The organism is Sphingobacterium sp. HMA12 (genome assembly GCF_002933815.1).
GTDB lineage: Bacteria > Bacteroidota > Bacteroidia > Sphingobacteriales > Sphingobacteriaceae > Sphingobacterium.
Genome location: NZ_BEYR01000007.1, coordinates 148,966 through 168,883 on the forward strand (window position 1 = coordinate 148,966; position 19,918 = coordinate 168,883).

Genomic DNA, 19,918 nt, shown 5'->3' on the forward strand with positions numbered 1-19,918 from the left:
AACTAAAAGTTTGAAAACATGAATTTGGTGTAAGGTATTGATATATAAGTGTTTATTGTGTTTTTAAAAATGTTACATAAATACATGTTTTTGCTGTCTCCAAATTTAAGTTAGCATGAATCCTGAGTTAAATTTGAGTTAATCAATTATAGGGAAAACATGAACAAAAACACCGTATTAGCCTGGTCCTTTGTAGTGGCGTTGGGCGGATTCTTATTTGGCTTTGATACAGCAGTGATTTCTGGAGCTGAAAAGGCAGTACAGGAGCATTGGCATTTGAGCGAGTTTCAGCATGGGCTCACCATGGCTATTGCATTAATAGGTACAGTTGTGGGAGCAGCATTGGGAGCCTGGCCTTCGGATAAGCTTGGCCGAAAAAATACATTATTTGTTGTAGCCGCGCTTTATTTTATTTCCGCGATCGGCAGTGCGCTGGCGAATGATTGGACCATCTTTATTCTATTTCGCTTTTTGGGCGGTATCGGTGTTGGGGTATCTTCCGTGACCGCTCCGATATATATATCCGAAATTTCACCTGCGGCTTCACGGGGCAAGTTGGTTGGGCTCTTTCAATTTAACGTGGTATTAGGCATTTTGATTGCTTACTTATCCAACTACTTTATAGGACAGGTAGGAGAAGAATCTTGGCGTTGGATGTTGGGGGTGCAATGTTTTCCATCGCTCTTGTTTTTTATACTCATCTTCTTTATTCCCGAAAGTCCAAGGTGGTTGCTATTGCATAAAAATAATTTACCGGAAGCAACCCGGATTATGCAGCGGATCAATTCCGAAGGTTACGAGCTTGAAATCGAGAAAATCCAGGAATCTAACGATAGGATGGCGGGCGAAGGTAAATTATTTATACGTGAAAACGCCAAGCCGATTTTGTTAGCCCTCTGTTTTGCGCTATTCAACCAGCTTTCGGGTATCAATGCTATTATTTATTATGCGCCGCGTGTCTTTGAGATGGCTGGCCTCGGCTCGCAGAGTTCGCTGCTATCCACAGTCGGTATCGGTGTTATCAATTTTATTTTCACTTTGGTGGCGATCAATTTTATTGATAAGGTAGGTCGCAAAAAATTGATGCTTGTGGGTTCTCTGGGGTTGATCGTATCGCTGGCATTGGTTTCGCAGGCTTTCTACACCGGACAGACAACAGGATTCGCCATTACCATCTACCTGATGAGTTTTATCGCTTTTTTCGCCTTCTCGCAGGGAGCGGTGATCTGGGTGTTTATTTCCGAAATTTTTCCAAATAATGTACGGGCTAAAGGGCAGACATTTGGTAGCCTGACGCATTGGGTGATGGCTGCAATTATCACTTTTTGTTTTCCAGCACTGACGGAGATTCTTGGCGGTGGTGGCACCTTTCTGATGTTTGCCCTGTTTATGGTATTGCAGCTTATTTATGTAGTGAAATTTATGCCCGAGACAAAAGGACGGTCTTTGGAAGATATGGGGCAGACCATCAACCTGCATTAAGTAGGTATTTGTAAGGGAAATTAAAATAATCAATTCGGTACACTGTTTTGGCACTCAGCCAAAGCGCTGTATAAAAAAGAGTAAATATGAGAAACGGAGATAAATCAATACAAGGTATTTGTTTTGGAGAGGTTCTTTGGGACAATCTACCTACGGGCAAAAAATTGGGTGGCGCTCCTTTGAATGTAGCGTATCACCTGAATAAATTGGGCGTTGTGACAAGTATGCTGACACGCATAGGCCGTGATGAAAATGGAAGTGAATTGCTTTCTGCGTGTGAGCAACTGGGAATTCCGACAACATTTTTTCAGTTTGACGACAGTTTACCCACCTCAACGGTCAAGGTTACGATTGATGCGGAACGCAATGTGCAATACGAAATCGTATATCCTGTTGCTTGGGATAGAATAGCGGTGGATACTGTTGTGCTGGAAGAGATTGCAGCCGTAGATTTTTTGGTGTACGGTAGTTTAGCCTGTCGGGATGAGGTAAGTTTTCAAAGCTTGTTGTTGTTACTGGAGAAAGCACGTTTCCGCGTGATGGACGTCAATTTGCGCGCTCCATATTTCGGTCCTGAAAAAATACATAGCCTTTTAAAATACGCTGATTTTGTGAAAATGAATGCCGAAGAACTGTACATTATTTCGGACTGGAATGGTGCTACAGCTACCTCTACTGATCAGCAGCGTGTAGATCTAATCATGGAACGTTTTGCAATTCAGGAAGCTATAGTAACGTATGGTGCAGATGGTGCAGTGTATCATTTTAAAAGAGAGAATATAAGTTATCATTTTCCAGCATTGAAAGTTCAGGTAGAGGATACGATTGGAAGCGGGGATTCATTTTTGGCAGCTTTCCTGGCCAAGAGGTTTCAGATGCAGGATGGTGTTCAACTTGAGGAAGTACTGGAATTTGCAGCGACGCTCAGTGGTTTCGTGACGCAGAGCAGCGGAGCATGCCCCGCTTATAGTCCTGAAGATATCAACCGATTCCATTGGCTGAATCCAATCTTTCGCGATAGCGACCTAAAGGTGAAGCAATAGCTGTTTATGACACGAAAAAAATAAAATAACCAACGGCAAGACAAATAATCTAATTAATAATCTACTTATAATAACCAATTATGTTTACAAGACAGCAAGTTATGTTGCTCCCGTCTTTGGCGCTCTTTTCGGTAGCTGCTTTCGCGCAGCAGACAGAAATTCGGGGGCGGATTTCGGACAGCGGAACAGCAGCTCCTATCGCTGGAGCGTCATTAGTGGTCAAGGGAACCACTCAGGCAACCAAATCGAATGAAAAAGGGGAATTTGTGCTGCAGGTATCGGGTAACAAAGGTACTTTGGAAATAACCTATGTAGGCTATGAACCTCAGACTATGGTATTGGGTGATCGGAAATTTCTGGATATCCGATTGATCAGCACCGAAAAGGGACTTGATGAAGTGGTTGTTACAGGCTACCAGACTGAACGCAAAAAGGACCTGACTGGAGCGGTGAGCGTCGTCAACGTGACAGAAATGATGAAAGCGCCTGAAAATAATCCAATGAAAGCACTTCAGGGACGCGTAGCAGGTATGACGGTAACCTCTGACGGTAATCCCAGCGGGGCTGCCACGGTACGGATGCGCGGTATCAGTTCGATCAACAGTAGCCAAGATCCGCTATATGTCATCGATGGAGTACCTACGCAAGGTGGGATGCACGAATTGAATTCCAATGATATCGAAAGTATCCAGATATTAAAGGATGCTTCATCAGCAAGTATCTATGGATCACGCGCAGCAAATGGCGTTATTGTGATTACAACTAAAAGAGGAAAAATCGGCGCACCAAAACTTACAGTTGATGCCTATGCAACCAGTACACATTTTAACAACCGGATGAAGGTGCTTAACGCCCAGCAGTACGGACAGGCGCTATGGCAGGCTACGATTAATAGTGGTGGTAATCCGAACAGCAATAATATTGGTTATCAGTTTGAGTGGAACAATGACGCTAATGGTCTGCCACAGTTAAACAAGGTCGTTATACCACAATATATCGACCGCGAGCATACCATGTATGCCGCAGATACCGATTGGTTTGATGAAGTTTCCAAAGCGGGTCTGCTCCAGTCCTATAATGCCACTTTGAGTTCGGCGACGGATAAGTCGAGTTCATACTTCTCCTTGGGTTATCTGCGTAATAACGGAACTCTTCGTTATACGGATTTCCAGCGCATATCAGCTCGGATGAATGCCGATTATAAACTTTTTGATGGTAAGCTGGTTGTTGGGGAGAATTTTACGCTGAACAATACAGGCGAAGTACAGTTACCCGGAGATGTGCTTGATCTATCCCTGAAAGCATTGCCTATCATACCAGTACATACTGTTGACGGAATTGGTTGGGGCGGTCCAGCGCTAGGAATGAACGATCGTCATAATCCGGTACGCCTGCTGCATGACAACAAAGACAATAAATACAACTATTGGCGGTTATTTGGGAATGTCTATGCTGATTTGCAGCTTATTAAAGACTTGCATCTCCGGACAAGCTATGGGATAGATTATGGTAATTATTATAAACGTAACCTGCAAGTTTCCTACCGTTCCGGGTTTATGAGCAGCGATAGAAGTGCTGTCAATATGGAACAGTCACATGGAATGAAATGGACTTGGTCGAATACGGCAACCTACCGAAAAGAGATTGCTAATCATACGATAGACCTATTGGCTGGTGTTGAAATGAACCGTCAGAATGATATAAATTTTAACGCATATACCGGTGGTGATGGGGCTTTTTCTATCGAAACGCCTGAGTATATGTGGCCTGGCGTAAGCACTGGAATTGCTGCCGTCGGTGGTACCTCGACAGGCTTTTCGCTCCTCTCTTATTTTGGAAAGGCAAACTATTCTTTTGATGACCGTTATTTGGCTTCCTTTACAGTGAGACATGATGGCTCTTCCCGTTTTGGCAAAAATAACCGCTTTGCAACCTTTCCAGCTGTAACAGCGGGCTGGCGGATTTCATCTGAACGTTTTATGGCGAATACCAAAGATTACATTTCTGATCTTAAATTACGTGTGGGCTGGGGGCAGACTGGTAATCAGGGGATTGGTAATCTAGCGACTTATGCACTTTTTGTGCCTGAGTATGGGGTTGGTGACCCAACATGGAATATCGTCGACGGTACTGCTTATGATCTTTCGGGTTCGGGAACCGGAATCTTACCTTCGGGATACCGGAAAATTCAGACCGAAAACAACGACCTAAAGTGGGAAACTACGACACAGACCAATATCGGTTTGGACTTCACGCTGTTTGGCCAAAGTCTTTACGGGTCAGTTGATTGGTATGTTAAAGCAACAAAAGATATGCTGATTAATCCCGCCTATATTGGTGTTGTAGGTGAGGGTGGTTATCGCTGGGCCAATGGGGCTTCGATGGAAAACAAAGGCCTGGATTTTACTGTGGGATACCGCAGTAAGACCGCTTTTGGGTTGGATTATGATGTGACCGCTGTCTTATCGTCGTATAAAAATAAGGTAACTCACTTGCCTGTAGCAGTAGAAAACTCCTACGGCGGCCGTCAGGGGGATAATATTATTGGCAGACCGTTGGGTTCATTTTATGGTTATGTAACCGATGGGATCTTTCAAAATCAGATGGATGTTGACAATCATGTCAACCAAACGGGTAAAGGGATCGGGCGATTGCGCTACGTAAATGTATACGATGCAGATCAGCAAATTACAGACATGGACCGTACCTGGATCGGAAGCCCACATCCTGATTTTTCCTATAGTTTGAATATCGCACTGAAATATAAGGGCTTCGATCTTTCAGCTTATTTTCAGGGGGTACAGGGGATAGATGTTGAAAATTGGCTGAAAAAACAGACTGATTTTTGGAGTGTAGATGATGTAAATTCCAACAAGGGTGTGCGCCTGCTCAATGCTTGGACACCGCAGAATCCAACTTCGACAATTCCAGCATTGCAGACGACAAACAATAACGATGAAGGCCGACTGTCCAATTACTTTATTGAAAACGGGTCCTATATGAAACTTCGAAACCTGTCCATTGGATACACATTACCCACAGTAACCGCTTCTCGTTTGCGGATGAGTCGGTTACGCGTCTACCTTACGGGACAGAATCTGTTTACTGTCAAATCGAGGAATTTTACAGGTGTAGATCCGGAGAATGTAGGCTGGGGCTATCCTATCCCTACGACATGGACCGCGGGAGTAAATATTGGCTTTTAGCAAAAAGAAACCGAGAATCCTTAGATAATGGACAAAGGAACCAAAAGAATAATCCATCAATATGGAACATGTTAATAAATAGAATTCCAATGAAAAAAATAACCAATAAACTAGCGATAATAATGATGGTGTCAACCGGTCTACTGTCCGGATGTACCAAGTTTCTGGAGCAGACCCCCAATGCTGTACTGAGCTCCGATCAGGTAAAAGAACCTGAAAGATTACTGACGGCTACGTATGCTGCTTTGGGCAATGACCACTATGACGTACCTTTTAGCCTCTGGCCTTATGGTACAGTAAGGTCTGATGACGCGTACAAAGGTGGTTCGGGTCCGCAGGATATTCAAACGTTCCATTTTTTGGAGGTATCCAGCAATATTACGACCAATTTTGCGGAGCTGGATAAACTATGGTTTCAGCTGTATGTAGCCATTTCACGTGCCAATACGACGATCAAAACGATTAAGGAAATGGATGGTTTTGAAGGAAAGGAGGGAAAATTGGCCGAAGCAAGATTTCTGCGTGGGCACTTCTATTTTATGCTTAAAACGCTCTTTAAGTATGTGCCCTATATCGATGAAAATGTGCCGATAGATAATTATGAAACGGTATCAAATCGAGCGTTGAGCAACGATGCACTCTGGCAAAAAATTGTCGACGACTTTCAGTACGCGGTAGATCATTTGCCTACCACGCAAACGGAAATTGGTCGTGCCAACCGAATTGCAGCTGCTGCCTATCTTGCGAAAACATACCTATATAAAGCTTATCGCCAGGACAATGCCGAGCGACATGCTGTAACAGGAATTAACTCGGACGATCTGAATAAAGTGTTGGAAAATACAGACATCGTACTTGCCTCAAATCATGCACTTGAATCGGACTTCGCTTTCAACTTTTTGCCTGGGAAATATGAGAACGGTACAGAAGCAATTTTTTCAGTTCAATTCTCAAAAGATGATGGAACCAAGTTTGGCCGTGTAAATTTCTCGGATGTGCTCTCTGTGCCAATGGGTGTGGGCTGCTGCGATTTTAATAAACCTAGTCAAAGCCTGGTAAATGCATTTCGCACGACAGGAAAGGGTGTACCTCTTGATAACTACAATACTTTAAATACGTTCAATGCTTCCGAAAGATATGACCCAAGGTTATTTCATACCGTAGCAATTCCGGGACTGCCTTATAAATACAATACCAAACGCACCTATCAAGAGAGCTGGAATCGTAATCCCGCGGATTATTCGGTCTATGCTTCGCTTAAAGAGAACGTTGATCCGGATTGTGATTGTTTTGTACCGATGGCTCCATTTTTTGCGAATACCAAAAACCGTATTGTGCTGCGTGTGGCCGATGTCTTGCTGATGCGTGCCGAAGCACTTATAGAATTGCATCGTCCGGCCGAAGCCTTACCGTTGATCAACCAAGTACGTCTGCGGGCAAAAAATAGTGTCACAATGACGGGGTATGCTACAGATAAAATATTGATCGAAACGTATAAAAATGGTGAAAATGTCATATGGAACGAGGAAAATGCACGGAAGGCTTTACGTTGGGAGCGCCGTTTGGAATTGGCGATGGAAAATGGCCGGTTTTTCGACCTGGTACGCTGGGGAATTGTGGATCAAACCATGAATGCGTATTATGAAACGGAGAAATCGCGGCGTTCTTATTATGCTGTAGCTCATTTTACGGCAAATAAGAATGAGTATTTACCTATTCCCGAAGCACAGATCAGATTGAGCAAGTACCTCTATAAACAAAACCCAGGATATTAAAACATTAGCCAATCCCTCCTGTAGGAATATTAGAACGAACGATGGGATAGCGTCTTGTAGTTCCGTTAATATTGGTCTGTTTTAAATTTTTAAGGCAGTACACTTAGAAAAATAGTTCCGATATACTTAAAGCACCAAAAGGGTGGAGCGCCTAGGTAGGTAGTGACAATTTATCATAGTGAGATTGTTGTTGAGAAGATTAGGCGTAAGTGAAATGGGACGGATTATAATGAGTTAAAGACACTGTAGGGGAATGGGCAGAACAATATGTAATTAATGGTTTTATTGAGATCCTAAATGAGAACAAAATTATATTTAATTCCGATGCTATGCTCGATGGCGTTGCTGACAAGTTGTAAAAGTGGTGATCAAAGCTTGCCTCTCGATAAGCCGAGTGATCCAGTAGCAGTAGATCGGTCTACTTCCTGTACTTCGGTACAGGAGGCCGGTCTGTTTCAGACTTTTTATAAGCCACAACAAGGGTTTGTAGGTGATCCCATGCCGTATTATAATGCCGACGATAAAAAGTTTTATTTGTTTTATCTGTACGAAAATGCCAATCGCCATCCGATTTACGTAAGCAGAACCAGCGATTATGCGAAATTTGATGGTTTTACGGAAATCTTGCCTGCCGGAGCCGCGGGAAGCCAGGATGAATGGATAGGAACGGGCAGTTTTATAAAAAAGGGCCAGACTTACTTTTGTTTTTATACTGGTCATAATGACAAGTTGAATCCGACCGAAAAAGTGATGGTAGCAACATCGACAGATTTGCTGAACTGGACGAAGCAACCTAGCCGAACCATACAGGCCGCTCCTGGGTATGACCAAAACAATTTTCGGGATCCACATGTCTATTGGGACGAAACCCGAGGTAGCTATGTTATGCTCGTGACTACGCGTAAGGAGGGTAAAGGGGCTATCGCAAGGTATGTATCGGCCGATCTGAACAACTGGTCTAACATAGCACCTATTGTAGCCATGTCTACAGCAGCTCTAGAAAAAAATCAGATTGAAACGGACGCCGAAATGCTGGAATGTCCAGATCTATTTAAAATGGGCTACAAATGGTATTTAACGTTTTCTCGGATCAACAGGGATGAACATCGAAAGACCTTTTACCGGATTGCTGATTCACCGGACGGTCCCTGGAAAATCTGCCGTGATGCCGATGGCCATCATGAAACTTTCGATGGCCAATACCTCTACGCGGGCAAGACAGCCAGTGATGGAACGGCGCGCTACTTATCGGGTTGGTGCTCCACAGGGCAGACCATCAACAGTAATAATGAATTGCACTGGTCTGGAAGTTTAATTACGCACAGGCTGCTGCAAGGGCCGACAGGGAGATTATATCCGGTTATTCCCGCTGCAGTGGACAATAAATTTAATAAGGAGCTGCTGTTTGAAAAACTGAATACTGTTGGGACTGTTTTGGAAAGCAATAAAACCTACAGTATAACGGCGACGTCCAACGGAAGGAGCTATGCACAATTCAACCGCAACAAAACTGCCGTTAAAATATCAATGACGATAGATGCCGCTCAATCTGACCATTTCGGATTTACATTTGGTGCTTGTGACAATCCTTCTGAGTTGTATAGTATTGCCTTCGACCTAACTTCTGCAAATCGCTGGGGCATGCCTTCGCTCTTTATGAATCAGGAAGTCAGTCTTGGGGGAACAGCTGGAAAAACAGAACTTAACTTTACGCCGTTGATCATACCTGCCGATAAACGTTTTGATGTAAAAATTGTCATCGAAAAATCTATCTGTGTGGTGTATGTTAATAATAATGTCGCTTTTACCAATCGTATTTATAAAATGGACCAGAATCTATGGACGATTTATGCTGATCAGGGTACTATTAGAGTCAATATGATGAAAGTTGAGAAATCATAAGAATTATCGTTATTTTATAGACAGACATAAATAACCTAAAATGATATAAACTAAATAAACTATGAATAAAATAAAGAAATATGGAACTATGCTGCTTCTTGCAGGTATAGCGAGTACAGCATTCGCGCAAGTTGATTCGAAAGAAATAAAAGATGCTGAGGAAAAATACCGTCCGATCTACCATTTTACGCCTGGGCAAGGCTGGATGAACGATCCCAATGGATTGGTCTATTTAAATGGAAATTACCATCTTTTTTTTCAGCATAATCCCGAAAAGCCAGTTTGGGGGCCTATGCATTGGGGGCATGCGACCAGCAAAGATCTGCTTCATTGGGATGAAAAAAAGATTGCCTTATATCCGGACAGTTTAGGAACTATTTTCTCGGGAAGTGCAGTAATTGATCAGGATAACACGGCAGGCTTTGGAAAAGGTGCCATGGTCGCCATTTTTACCCATCACAATCATCAGGAAGAAGACCGGAAAACAGGATTACATCAAAACCAAAGTTTGGCGTATAGTTTGGATGAGGGGGCTACTTGGACAAAGTATAAAGGAAATCCAGTGCTGCCAAATCCGGGTATATGGGATTTCAGAGATCCAAAAGTAATGTGGCATGCGCATAGTCAACGTTGGATCATGACTTTAGCAACCAAGGATTGCATTACTTTCTATTCATCTAAAAACTTAAAGGAATGGAATAAGGAAAGCGAATTTGGTAAGGAGGTGGGCGCCCATGGCGGCGTCTGGGAATGTCCTGACCTTATCCCAATGAAATACAAAGGTGAAACGAAATGGGTTTTGTTGGTGAGTATTAATCCAGGTGGACCTAACGGCGGCTCGGTGACACAGTATTTTGTCGGTGATTTTGATGGGCATCAGTTTCGTGCCGAGGACACCAAAATCAAGTGGTTAGACTGGGGACCGGATAACTATGCTGGCGTAACCTGGAGTAATCTAGGCGATAGACATCTAATGATTGGTTGGATGAGCAATTGGGAATATGCTAATGTGGTGCCTACGAAAGGATGGCGTTCTTCATCAACCATACCCCGTGTTTTATCCTTGGAAAAAGTTGGACAATCTTTCTACGTCGCGAGTACTGCGCCCAAAGAAATTGAAACTGCATTTCGGCCTTTAAAAAAATACCATGGCGGTGGAGCGAAGGAAGTCTCATTCGAGGAACACCTCCCACAAGCGTATCGTTTGGACCTCAAGAAGTTGGAACAGCAGGCATTTAAAGTGATCTTATCGAATGAATCTGGTGATGAATTGGTCATTGGTTATCGTGAAGACCAAAATGCATATTACATCGATCGTTCTAAGTCCGGCGAAGTTTCCTTCAATGCGGAATTCGCTAAAACGGCTTTGGCGCAACGTCTACTGAATAACGGAACATTGTCTTTCAGCTTGTATGTTGATGTGAGTTCTGTGGAGCTTTTTGCAGATGGCGGACTGACGGTAATGACCAGCTTATTTTTTCCGAATAAGCCAATAACCAAGATTCGTATCGCCGGGGATAAAAAGCTGGAATTTCAAGAGCTAAGCATTGCTGAGTTTAAAAAATAAGCGCTGGTTTTGTGCGATTAAAGCGATCCTTTGTCATGACAAGGATCGCTTTATTCCATGCGTTACTTGGTCGTATTGTCTGGATGCAAATGTGCCGGCATTAGTGTCGGGAAGGTCCACGCAAAATGATTTTTTTTGTAGACCATTGGACGATAAATCGAGAGGTACGAATCAAATTCAGGCGTACGATAAATATCCTTCATGGCTTCAAATAGATTGGAAGGCCAGACTCCTGCTGTCCTGTCCGGAATGTCAACATCAGGGTTCTTAAACCAAGGCCATTCTGTCGGGTGTTGATTGTAATAATATAAGTAATCTATGGCCTGCTTGATCGATTTCCCATCCTTCTTGGCTGCAAACAGGTTTTCTCCGGTGGCATTGTATATGCACCACATGGAGGCTGTCAATGGAGCCAAAGAAAAGTACGTATACCATAAACCTTTCTCACCCCGTTTTACTTCTTCGATAAGATGGCCATCTGCTGCGATCTTTTCAAAAAGATCAGCCTTGATTAAGGCTATTGTAAAAGAAAGCTCTTTTTGGTCATCAAGAAAATTTGCTGAAAGTAGATTAGCAAACCGTGACCAATCCGCAATATTATTTGGCCTTTCGCGTAAGAAATGTGTCGCTTTTTGATAGACCTTGACAGTCCAGGTTTTGAAATGATCACGGTCGTTCTTCGTCCAAAGAGGATCGTTTTTAAGTAATTCAGCCGCAATCATTAATCCGGCACCGGCATAAGAAAGTACGACCGGTCCGTCAAAATCGGAATATTTTTTATTGATTGTGGCCCAGGAGTTGATGAAATATAGGGCTTTGGATGCATATTTCTGCTCACCGTTTAAGGTATAGGCTAACGCGGTACAATAGGCCGCAAAAGCATCCGCATGGAGTTTTTTTGCCATGGCACGCTGGCCTTCTTTATCGCTGTAGAAGCCGGGCACACTAAAATCCTCGACAGCATGATGGTCGGTCAATAAAAGAGAGTCGGCCAGCAGAATCAACTGCTTGTATGCAGTATATACCGGTTCGGATTTTTTGCTGATTTGGGATTTGACAAAATTGATCTGGGTAATTGGGTGCATTAAGGATTGCGCATGACCACCCGTGGGCCTGATAAACAGGCCGGCTAGCAATAAGGTTAATCCTAATTTTAGAAATTGAGCGGTTCGGGCCTGGATGCCGGAAAATAAGTATATGAAATTTTGCATGGTTTTAAATGGATACGTTTATTGATTTCGTAGCTATGGGGGGATTAGCTACTGCAAATTAAGGAAAAAATACCACAAGTTTACTGGGATTCAGAAATTTGATTTGAATTATTGCAGCGAAGTAATTAACTTCATGCCTAGAATAATCAATTATGGACATCGATCAAAATCTGCTTGAGAAGGAACTCTTGTGCCAACTCCATCATGGAGATATGCAGGCTTTTGATATTTTGTATCATCGCTATAGCCAGGTTATTTACGCCAATATTCTTAAGTTTCTAAAAGATGAAACTAGCGCCGAAGATTTACTTCAGGATGTTTTTCTACGTATTTGGGAAAATAGGTCAAAGATAGATCCTGAGCAATCTTTCGCAGCATTTCTGTTTACCTGTTCGCGTAATATTACTTTTAATTTCAAACGACGGCTGAAATTGGAGATGGAATCTGAGATCCAGCTCGCCTATGGGGCATCGGAATCCGAGAATACCATTGATAAAGTGCTGGATTCAAAGGAGGCCATGGCCTTGGTAGAAGACTTGCTGAGTAGATTGCCCAAACAACGCCAAAAAATATTCAGGCTATCTAAGCTGGAAGGTAAAAGCTATCAGGAGATTGCGGAAGAAATGGGTATTTCTATTGCTACTGTTCGTGACCATATTGTCAAGGCAAATAAGTTTATCCGAAGTGGTGCACTGCAGGACAATGGTTTCTCGGCCTTGTTGCTGATTCTGCTTCTCCATTCTGCACAGTAAAAAAAATTTTTTCTAGAGCAGACCTTTATTCCACGCTATGTGTATTTACTTTAAAAATACAGCTCAGTGGAGACCAATAAATCTAAAATAGACCAATTACTTCAAAAATATAAAGAAGGGAACTGTTCGCTTGAGGAGATCGAATGGCTACGGCATGCGCTTTCTACTGCTGATATCCGTGGCCAGGATGCCATCGACCAAGCCATAGTCGCTAATTTACTGCAGCCTTCCTCTGTAGAGAAAATGAGCGAATCCAGGCAGAAAATAATGCTTGAAAACATCAAAGAGCGAATTCAGCGCAGGGCCGAAGATAGCGATGAGACATCGGATATAGATGCAGGAAGTATGGTGCCAATGCAAAAGAGAACCATATTTTCTATACGATGGCCTTATTGGACTGCTGCGGCCTGTCTACTGCTCTTTATTTTTTCAATGGTATTCCAGCGGCAGCATACAAGTCCTGTTCAGGTGGATAGTAACGTGGCTGGGATACAGGATACAAAGAAAGATATCGTACAGCCTGGCGGAAACCGTGCAACACTTCGTTTGGCGGACGGTACACTTCTGGAGCTCGATAAGCAAGCATTCGGGATTGTTATGGGCGAAAGTATTACCTACGAAAATGGGAAATCTATTGCTGGTGCCTCTTTAGGCAAACAGGGAATGACAGTGGATCCGAACAAGGTTATGTTGGAATTAACGACACCGCTTGGGGGGATGTACCAGGTTACTTTACCTGACGGTACAAAAGTGTGGCTTAATGCGGCCTCTTCTTTAAAATACCCGATGAGCTTTGCCAAAAATGAACGAAAAGTTATCCTACTGGGCGAAGCGTTTTTTGAGGTGACCAAAGATAGTTCGCGACCTTTCAAAGTGCTGAGTAAAGGACAGGAAATTGAGGTGCTTGGCACTGCGTTTAATGTCAATGCTTATCCTGAAAATACGACGATCAAGACGACCTTAATCACAGGGAAGGTTAGGTTATCAAACGATAACCATGCCACGCTGCCGATATACTTGAAGCCGGGACAGCAATCGACTAATACCAATGGTGGAAATATACAAGTTGCAAATGTGGATACGGCACCCTTCACGGCTTGGAAAGAGGGCTTGTTTTATTTTGACGAAACACCACTGCCGGATGCATTGCAGCAGATCGGTCGTTGGTATAATGTAGAAGTGAAGTACAGGGGCGAGGTGCCGCAAACGCATTTCTATGGTCGTATAAAACGGAGCAAGCCACTCCGGGAAGTACTCGAGGTATTGGAAGAAGGTGGACTGCGTTTTGAGCTGAGCAAAAGCCAGGAAAAGAACATCTTGTTTGTGATACCATTACAATAATAACCTTAAATAATGATGAAAAAAGAAATGATCATGGATTCTACCTAAGCTGGAGAAGGGTATAGGCAAGACAAAAAAGGGCAGTGCTGGGGGGCACTGCCTTGAATTGGATGCATATACTTACAAGTGTTGCCCGAGGGCAAATTTTTGATAACCATTTATAAATAAATACAAACCGTACAAACATATGATTTTTTATCCATTTGTTAGGCTACACCCGTGGAGTTTAACTTTACGAAGTATACTGATTATGAAATTAATCGTACTCATTTCTTTACTGACCGCTATGCAGCTGTTTGCAGAAGGAAATGCACAGACCATAAATCTAACCGCTAAGCATGTGACTTTAAACCAGGTGATGCGCGATCTCCAAAAACAAAGTGGTGTCAATTTTTTCTTAAATGGCAAGTCCTTGGCCCAGACACGTTTGTCAGTCAATATACAACATGCCAAATTGGAAGATGCGTTAAACGCCATTGTAACGCCACTGAATCTGGAGTGGGTTAAAAAAGACGAGGTGATCGTAATAAAACCAAAAAAAAATCCGCTAAATCCCGACAGCAGAGAAGTCCTGCAGCGGAGCATTGGCGGTAAAGTCGTCAATGGCAAGGGACAGGCTGTCGTAGGAACAAACATTACGGTGAAAGGAACCAATATCTCCACGGTCACGGATCAGGAGGGAAGGTTTACGATTCAGTTGCCTGCCGCGAATGGCACCTTGATATTTTCGAATGTAGGCTACCAACGTTTGGAAAAAAGTATCACTGGAAATGACGAATTAACGATCGTACTTCAGGAGGAGGTCAGTGGCCTGGATGAGGTAGTTGTTGTTGGGTATGGAAGCCAGAAACGCGCAAATGTGATTGGTGCCGTATCAACCGTGAACGGAAGTTCAGTGGAAAACCGGTCAACGTCCACGCTTGCGTCTTCCTTGGCTGGACTCGCAGCCGGCGTGAATGTACAGACCACAACCGGAAAACCCGGGGCAGACGGTGCTAATATCCTTATTCGTGGAAAGGGAACATTAAACAATACCTCACCCTTGGTGGTGATCGACGGTATCGTGGGATCCATGGATGCTGTCAATCCCAACGATGTGGAGTCGATTTCGATTTTAAAGGACGCTGCAACGGCGGCAATTTATGGATCGTTGGGTTCGAATGGCGTTATTTTAATAACGACAAAAAAAGGTGCCAAGGGGAAAAATAATGTGTCCTATACGGGCATGGTTTCGATGCTGCGTCCAAATAATGTACCCGAATTTATCACCGATTATGCGCAGCATATGCGCCTTGTCAATGAAGGCTTCAAGAATTTGGGGCAAGCGGCTGTTTATACGGATGCAACGATCAATCTCTGGGAAGAAGCGAAAAAAAATCCAACAGGGTTAACTGAATTTGGAATTCCCAATGAAGTCGCTTATCCAAATACCAATTGGGGCGATGTGCTTTTTGGACAACGCAAGCTTTTACAAAATCACAATCTTTCCTTAAATGGTGGCAGCGAGAATACGCAATACCTCTTTTCAGTAGGCTATTTCAACAATCCGGGGACCATGCCCGAAACTGGCGCGGACAAGATACGTATGCGTATAAACTTACAGTCCAAAGTCGCCAAGTTTTTAACTGTGGGTACCCAGACCTTTGGCGATATACAGAATTTGAGTGTGGCCGATGTCGTTACCGCATATTCCTACCTGACCCAAACTGTGCCCGGAGTATATCCTTACTACAATGGCGTCTATGGTTTCCCGGCTGCTGCCGAAGAATCGGCGACCGCAAACAATGCCTTGGCTTTTCTAAATGGGATGGGCGGGAAGAACCAGGTCAATCGCTTCAATACCACAATATTTGCGAAGTTAAATCTAATGAAAGGGCTGGAGTTTGAATCAAAGGTAAATTATAACCATACGTACACCGAAACCAATTCCCATCAGGTTCCTTATGAAAAATGGAATTTTGCAACCAACAAATTGAGTACAGCGGCACTATCGTCAGGACAAATAACAACGCAATATGGCGTGACCAAGAGCTACAATGTGATCATTGATAATGTATTGCGTTATTCAGGATCATTTGGTAAACACGATGTGGGGGGTATCTTGGGGTATAATGAACAGTATTTCAACCAATATAATATTGGTGCGGCCAAACTTGGACTTGTGCATCCCGATTTGACGACATTTAATTCGGCGACAACAATGAGTTCCATTACAGGCGATGAGCTTGATTACGGTTTGCGGTCCTTTTTTGGCCGTGCCAATTATGCATACAATAATAAATACCTCGCCGAAGCGGTGGTACGGTACGATGGGTCATCGCGATTTGGAACCGCCAAACGTTGGGGCTTCTTCCCGGCCTTCTCCGCAGGGTGGCGTATTTCGGAGGAATCTTTTATGAGTCCGCTCAAATCCTTTCTGAATGATTTGCGGCTAAGAGCCTCCTGGGGGAAAACCGGAAATAATGCATCTCCGGGTAATTACGATCATCTTCCGTCATATGGTACTGTAAATTACTCGTTCAATAATCAGGCTGTCCGTGGTTTGGCACAGACTAAATTAGGAAATGACCTGTTACACTGGGAAACGACCACCACGACAAATGTTGGCTTTACAGCGACAGCATTGAAAAATAAATTGACCGTCGAATTCGATGCCTACCGCGCTTACACGGATGGAATTTTATACGTCCCGACTATTCCGGCGACAACAGGGACCGCTACAGCAGCAACGATGAATATTGCCGAAGTCAGCAAACGAGGGATTGAATTGACGCTGGGATACCAAGATAAAATCAACGATTTTAAATATGGGGTATCGGCCAACTTCGCCTATAATACCAATCGGGTCGAAAAATATAAAGGGGCATTGTCAGAGGGCTATGTCACTGATGCTGCCGGTAATCGAGTTTACCAGTCAAATATCGGCATGGTTTCTAACGGGGTAAACCAGCGGATTCTGGAAGGGCACGAAATCAATGAATTCTATTTGTACAATGTATACCGTGGTTCAGGAAGCCACTTCTTAGCTGATGGTTCTGTCGACAAAAATGGTGGACCACGCGATGGTATGATCCGTACGGAACAGGATATGGACTGGCTGCGGGCTATGGTCGCAGCAGGCTATTCATTTCAGCCTGCCGACGGCATAGATCCCACCAAGATCTGGTACGGTGACCTGATTTATTCGGATATGAACGGGGACGGTATCTATGGAAATGTCTACGACCAAAAGTTTATGGGTAAGAGGGCAACACCGGCATTCAATTATGGTCTTAGTATCAATATGGCCTATAAAGGATTTGATGCATCCATGATCTGGTCCGCTTCTTCAGGTATGTCGTATTATTGGAATGAACTTTATCTCAATTCGTCCATCGTTGCGCAGGGTAAATCGGTTCCCGCATTGGTCGCTAACAATCATTATTATTATAATGCCGCGAATCCCTCGGATCCCAACAATCGGATAGATGGTTATTATCCACGCTTAAAAGGGGTGACCGATGCACAGAATGGACGTACCAGCGATTATTACTTGTATAATGCATCTTTTGTAAAGCTGAGAAATCTTCAGTTGGGCTACACCCTTCCCGAAAGCTTAGCGAGCCGTTTCTCGATCGCCAAACTCCGGATTTATTTAGCTGGCGAAAACTTGCTGACATGGACGAAGTTCCCCGGACTGGATCCGGAAATTGGACCGGCGAGCAGCGATCCATCGTTGATCAATTCATCTGTTGTAAACTACCCAACGATGCGCCAATATTCACTGGGTTTGAATCTAACCTTTTAATCCGAATGAGAACAATGAAAAAGATAAAAAGAATTCTAGCGATTGTATTGCTAATAAGTATAGCGGGGTGCAAAAAAGATCTTTTGGATACCTCTCCGTATTCATCAGTTTCCACGGCAACGATGTGGACAACCGATAATTTAACAGATTTGGGCGTTGCGGGAATCTATAGTTCCTTTCGACTCTTAATGGGACATAGCGGATTGATCTCGCCCTATGAGCTCTATCAGTTTGACCGTTTCTCCTATACTGGGCAGGCACGTTTTGATGAACCCTTAATGACAGGTACCATTACCGCAGGCGATCCCTTATTTGTGAATGTCTGGAAGATCCAATACGAAGGTATTCAGCGCGCAAACGACGCCCTAAAGAATATTCCCATAAAGTCGCCTTCAACAGCAGAAAAGAAAGCGAAATATGTAGCCGAAGCTAAATTTCTACGCGCTTACTTTTACTTTCGACTCAATCAGCTCTACAAAGGGGTACCTATTTACCTTGAGCCTTTTACGGCGGCCGAGGCTATCAAAGGACGTAGTTCGGAAGATGATGTCTGGAATCAAATCCTGGCTGACCTGAACGATTGTATTGCAGAAACTAATTTTCCGGATCGCTATCCCGCGGGCAATGCGAATTATGGACATGCAACCAAAGCGGCTGCTTATGCCTTACGGGGTAAAGTGTATCTCTATCGAAAAGATTGGGCAAAGGCTGCTGCTGATTTTCAAAAAGTAAAAGATGCGGGCCACACACTCTTCGCTGATTATAAAGCTTTGTTTAAGGAAGCTAATGAGCAATGTCCTGAGATGATTTTTTCCATTCAACATCGGAGTGAGTCGGGCTATGGAAATAATATGCAATTGTTTTGCGGTTGGCCCTCGGTCTATTCGCGGGGCTGGAATTATTACATGCCTTCACCACACCTGGTCGATCTCTATGAAAATAGCGACGGTTCTAAATTTGAATGGGATAAAATCATTCCTGGGTACAGTAGTTTAACTGAAAATGAAAGGGAGGTCTTTTTTCTACGCAACAACCTGACGGAGGCAGAGAAGGCGGCTGCTTCGTTGAGAGGAGCAAAGATGAGCCTATATCTGTCGCAAGGTAATGAAGAGCGTATCAAAAAAGCCTATGAAAACCGTGATCCCCGCTTGCAGGCCAATGTCGTGACGCCTTATTCGACTTTTAGGGGCGCCTATAATTTTACCAATGTGGAAAGCCTTCAATTTATGCGCTGGCCATTTCGTGGACAGGCACAGGTAGATGGCGATATTCAGAGCGATACGCAGATCAATTTCTTTTATTTCTACCGAAAATTCGTCGCCGAAGGAGTCAATGAGATTGTGGATCGTAATTATGGGCCCATCGATTTTCCTATTTTCCGCTATGCCGACGTATTGCTGATGTGGGCTGAGGCGTTAAATGAAGATGGGAAATTGAATGAGGCCATTGCAAAAGTCAACGAAGTACGGCAGCGAGCTGGTGTCGCACTGTTAAATTCTAATGCTGCAACGGCTGTTGGGGGAAAGGACGACTTACGCCTGCGTATTCGCAACGAACGTCGTGTGGAGTTCCCGAATGAAGGAATCAATTACTTCGACGAATTGCGCTGGGGAACCTGGAAAGAGACGGTGTTTCAAGCAGGCAATGGACGTAAGCAGGTCTGGGGAACAAATGTTGGGAATTACAGCTATAAAGGTGACTTCTTGACCGTATGGCCTATTCCGACCTCAGAAATACAGATGAATGTGAACTTGGTGCAGAATCCAGGTTGGATTGATTAGTTCTTTTTAGTAAAACAAGACTGGGGAACAGGAGCTATCTAGGCTTTTCCCCAGCCTGATATAAAATAAAC

Annotated in this window: 11 protein-coding genes; 10 read left to right on the forward strand and 1 reads right to left on the reverse strand. The window is 43.6% G+C overall.

What is annotated here, in order from left to right; all coding sequences use genetic code 11:
* Nucleotides 1-159: 159 nt before the first annotated feature.
* The 6 genes from HMAT_RS24685 to HMAT_RS24710 all read left to right on the forward strand — a co-directional run bounded on the left by HMAT_RS24685 (nt 160) and on the right by HMAT_RS24710 (nt 10,975).
* Nucleotides 160-1,482, forward strand: a complete 1,323-nt coding sequence (locus tag HMAT_RS24685) for a sugar porter family MFS transporter (RefSeq protein ID WP_104385502.1) — start codon at nt 160-162, stop codon at nt 1,480-1,482.
* A gap of 86 nt (nt 1,483-1,568) precedes the next feature.
* Nucleotides 1,569-2,525: a carbohydrate kinase gene (locus HMAT_RS24690; protein ID WP_104385503.1), complete on the forward strand. Its 957-nt coding sequence runs from the start codon at nt 1,569-1,571 to the stop codon at nt 2,523-2,525.
* Between the two features lie 80 nt (nt 2,526-2,605).
* Nucleotides 2,606-5,731, forward strand: a complete 3,126-nt coding sequence (locus HMAT_RS24695) for a TonB-dependent receptor (RefSeq protein WP_104385504.1) — start codon at nt 2,606-2,608, stop codon at nt 5,729-5,731.
* An 89-nt stretch (nt 5,732-5,820) separates the two neighbouring features.
* Nucleotides 5,821-7,506, forward strand: a complete 1,686-nt coding sequence (locus tag HMAT_RS24700; protein WP_104385505.1) for a RagB/SusD family nutrient uptake outer membrane protein — start codon at nt 5,821-5,823, stop codon at nt 7,504-7,506.
* Nucleotides 7,507-7,803: 297 nt separating this feature from the next.
* Nucleotides 7,804-9,408 carry a glycoside hydrolase family 32 protein gene (locus HMAT_RS24705; protein ID WP_104385506.1) on the forward strand — a complete coding sequence of 535 codons (1,605 nt, stop codon included), beginning with the start codon at nt 7,804-7,806 and terminating at the stop codon, nt 9,406-9,408.
* 61 nt (nt 9,409-9,469) lie between these two features.
* Entirely contained in the window at nt 9,470-10,975 is a 1,506-nt protein-coding gene (locus HMAT_RS24710) for a glycoside hydrolase family 32 protein (RefSeq protein ID WP_199768758.1), read from the forward strand.
* Between the two features lie 62 nt (nt 10,976-11,037).
* Here HMAT_RS24710 and HMAT_RS24715 read toward each other — a convergent pair whose 3' ends face one another.
* A complete protein-coding gene (locus HMAT_RS24715) occupies nt 11,038-12,186 on the reverse strand; it encodes an alginate lyase family protein (protein ID WP_104385507.1) in 1,149 nt (382 codons plus the stop codon).
* 152 nt (nt 12,187-12,338) lie between these two features.
* On the opposite strand from HMAT_RS24715, the gene HMAT_RS24720 reads away from it, so the two are divergent.
* The 4 genes from HMAT_RS24720 (at nt 12,339) to HMAT_RS24735 (ending at nt 19,847) form a co-directional block, all read left to right on the forward strand.
* Nucleotides 12,339-12,938, forward strand: a complete 600-nt coding sequence (locus tag HMAT_RS24720; RefSeq protein WP_104385508.1) for an RNA polymerase sigma-70 factor — start codon at nt 12,339-12,341, stop codon at nt 12,936-12,938.
* Nucleotides 12,939-13,004: 66 nt separating this feature from the next.
* On the forward strand, nt 13,005-14,279 hold the full coding sequence (locus HMAT_RS24725; RefSeq protein WP_104385509.1) for a FecR family protein: 1,275 nt from the start codon (nt 13,005-13,007) through the stop codon (nt 14,277-14,279).
* A 250-nt stretch (nt 14,280-14,529) separates the two neighbouring features.
* On the forward strand, nt 14,530-18,066 hold the full coding sequence (locus HMAT_RS24730) for a SusC/RagA family TonB-linked outer membrane protein (protein WP_158656131.1): 3,537 nt from the start codon (nt 14,530-14,532) through the stop codon (nt 18,064-18,066).
* 14 nt (nt 18,067-18,080) lie between these two features.
* Nucleotides 18,081-19,847: a RagB/SusD family nutrient uptake outer membrane protein gene (locus HMAT_RS24735; RefSeq protein WP_233789575.1), complete on the forward strand. Its 1,767-nt coding sequence runs from the start codon at nt 18,081-18,083 to the stop codon at nt 19,845-19,847.
* The last annotated feature ends 71 nt before the right edge of the window (nt 19,848-19,918 follow it).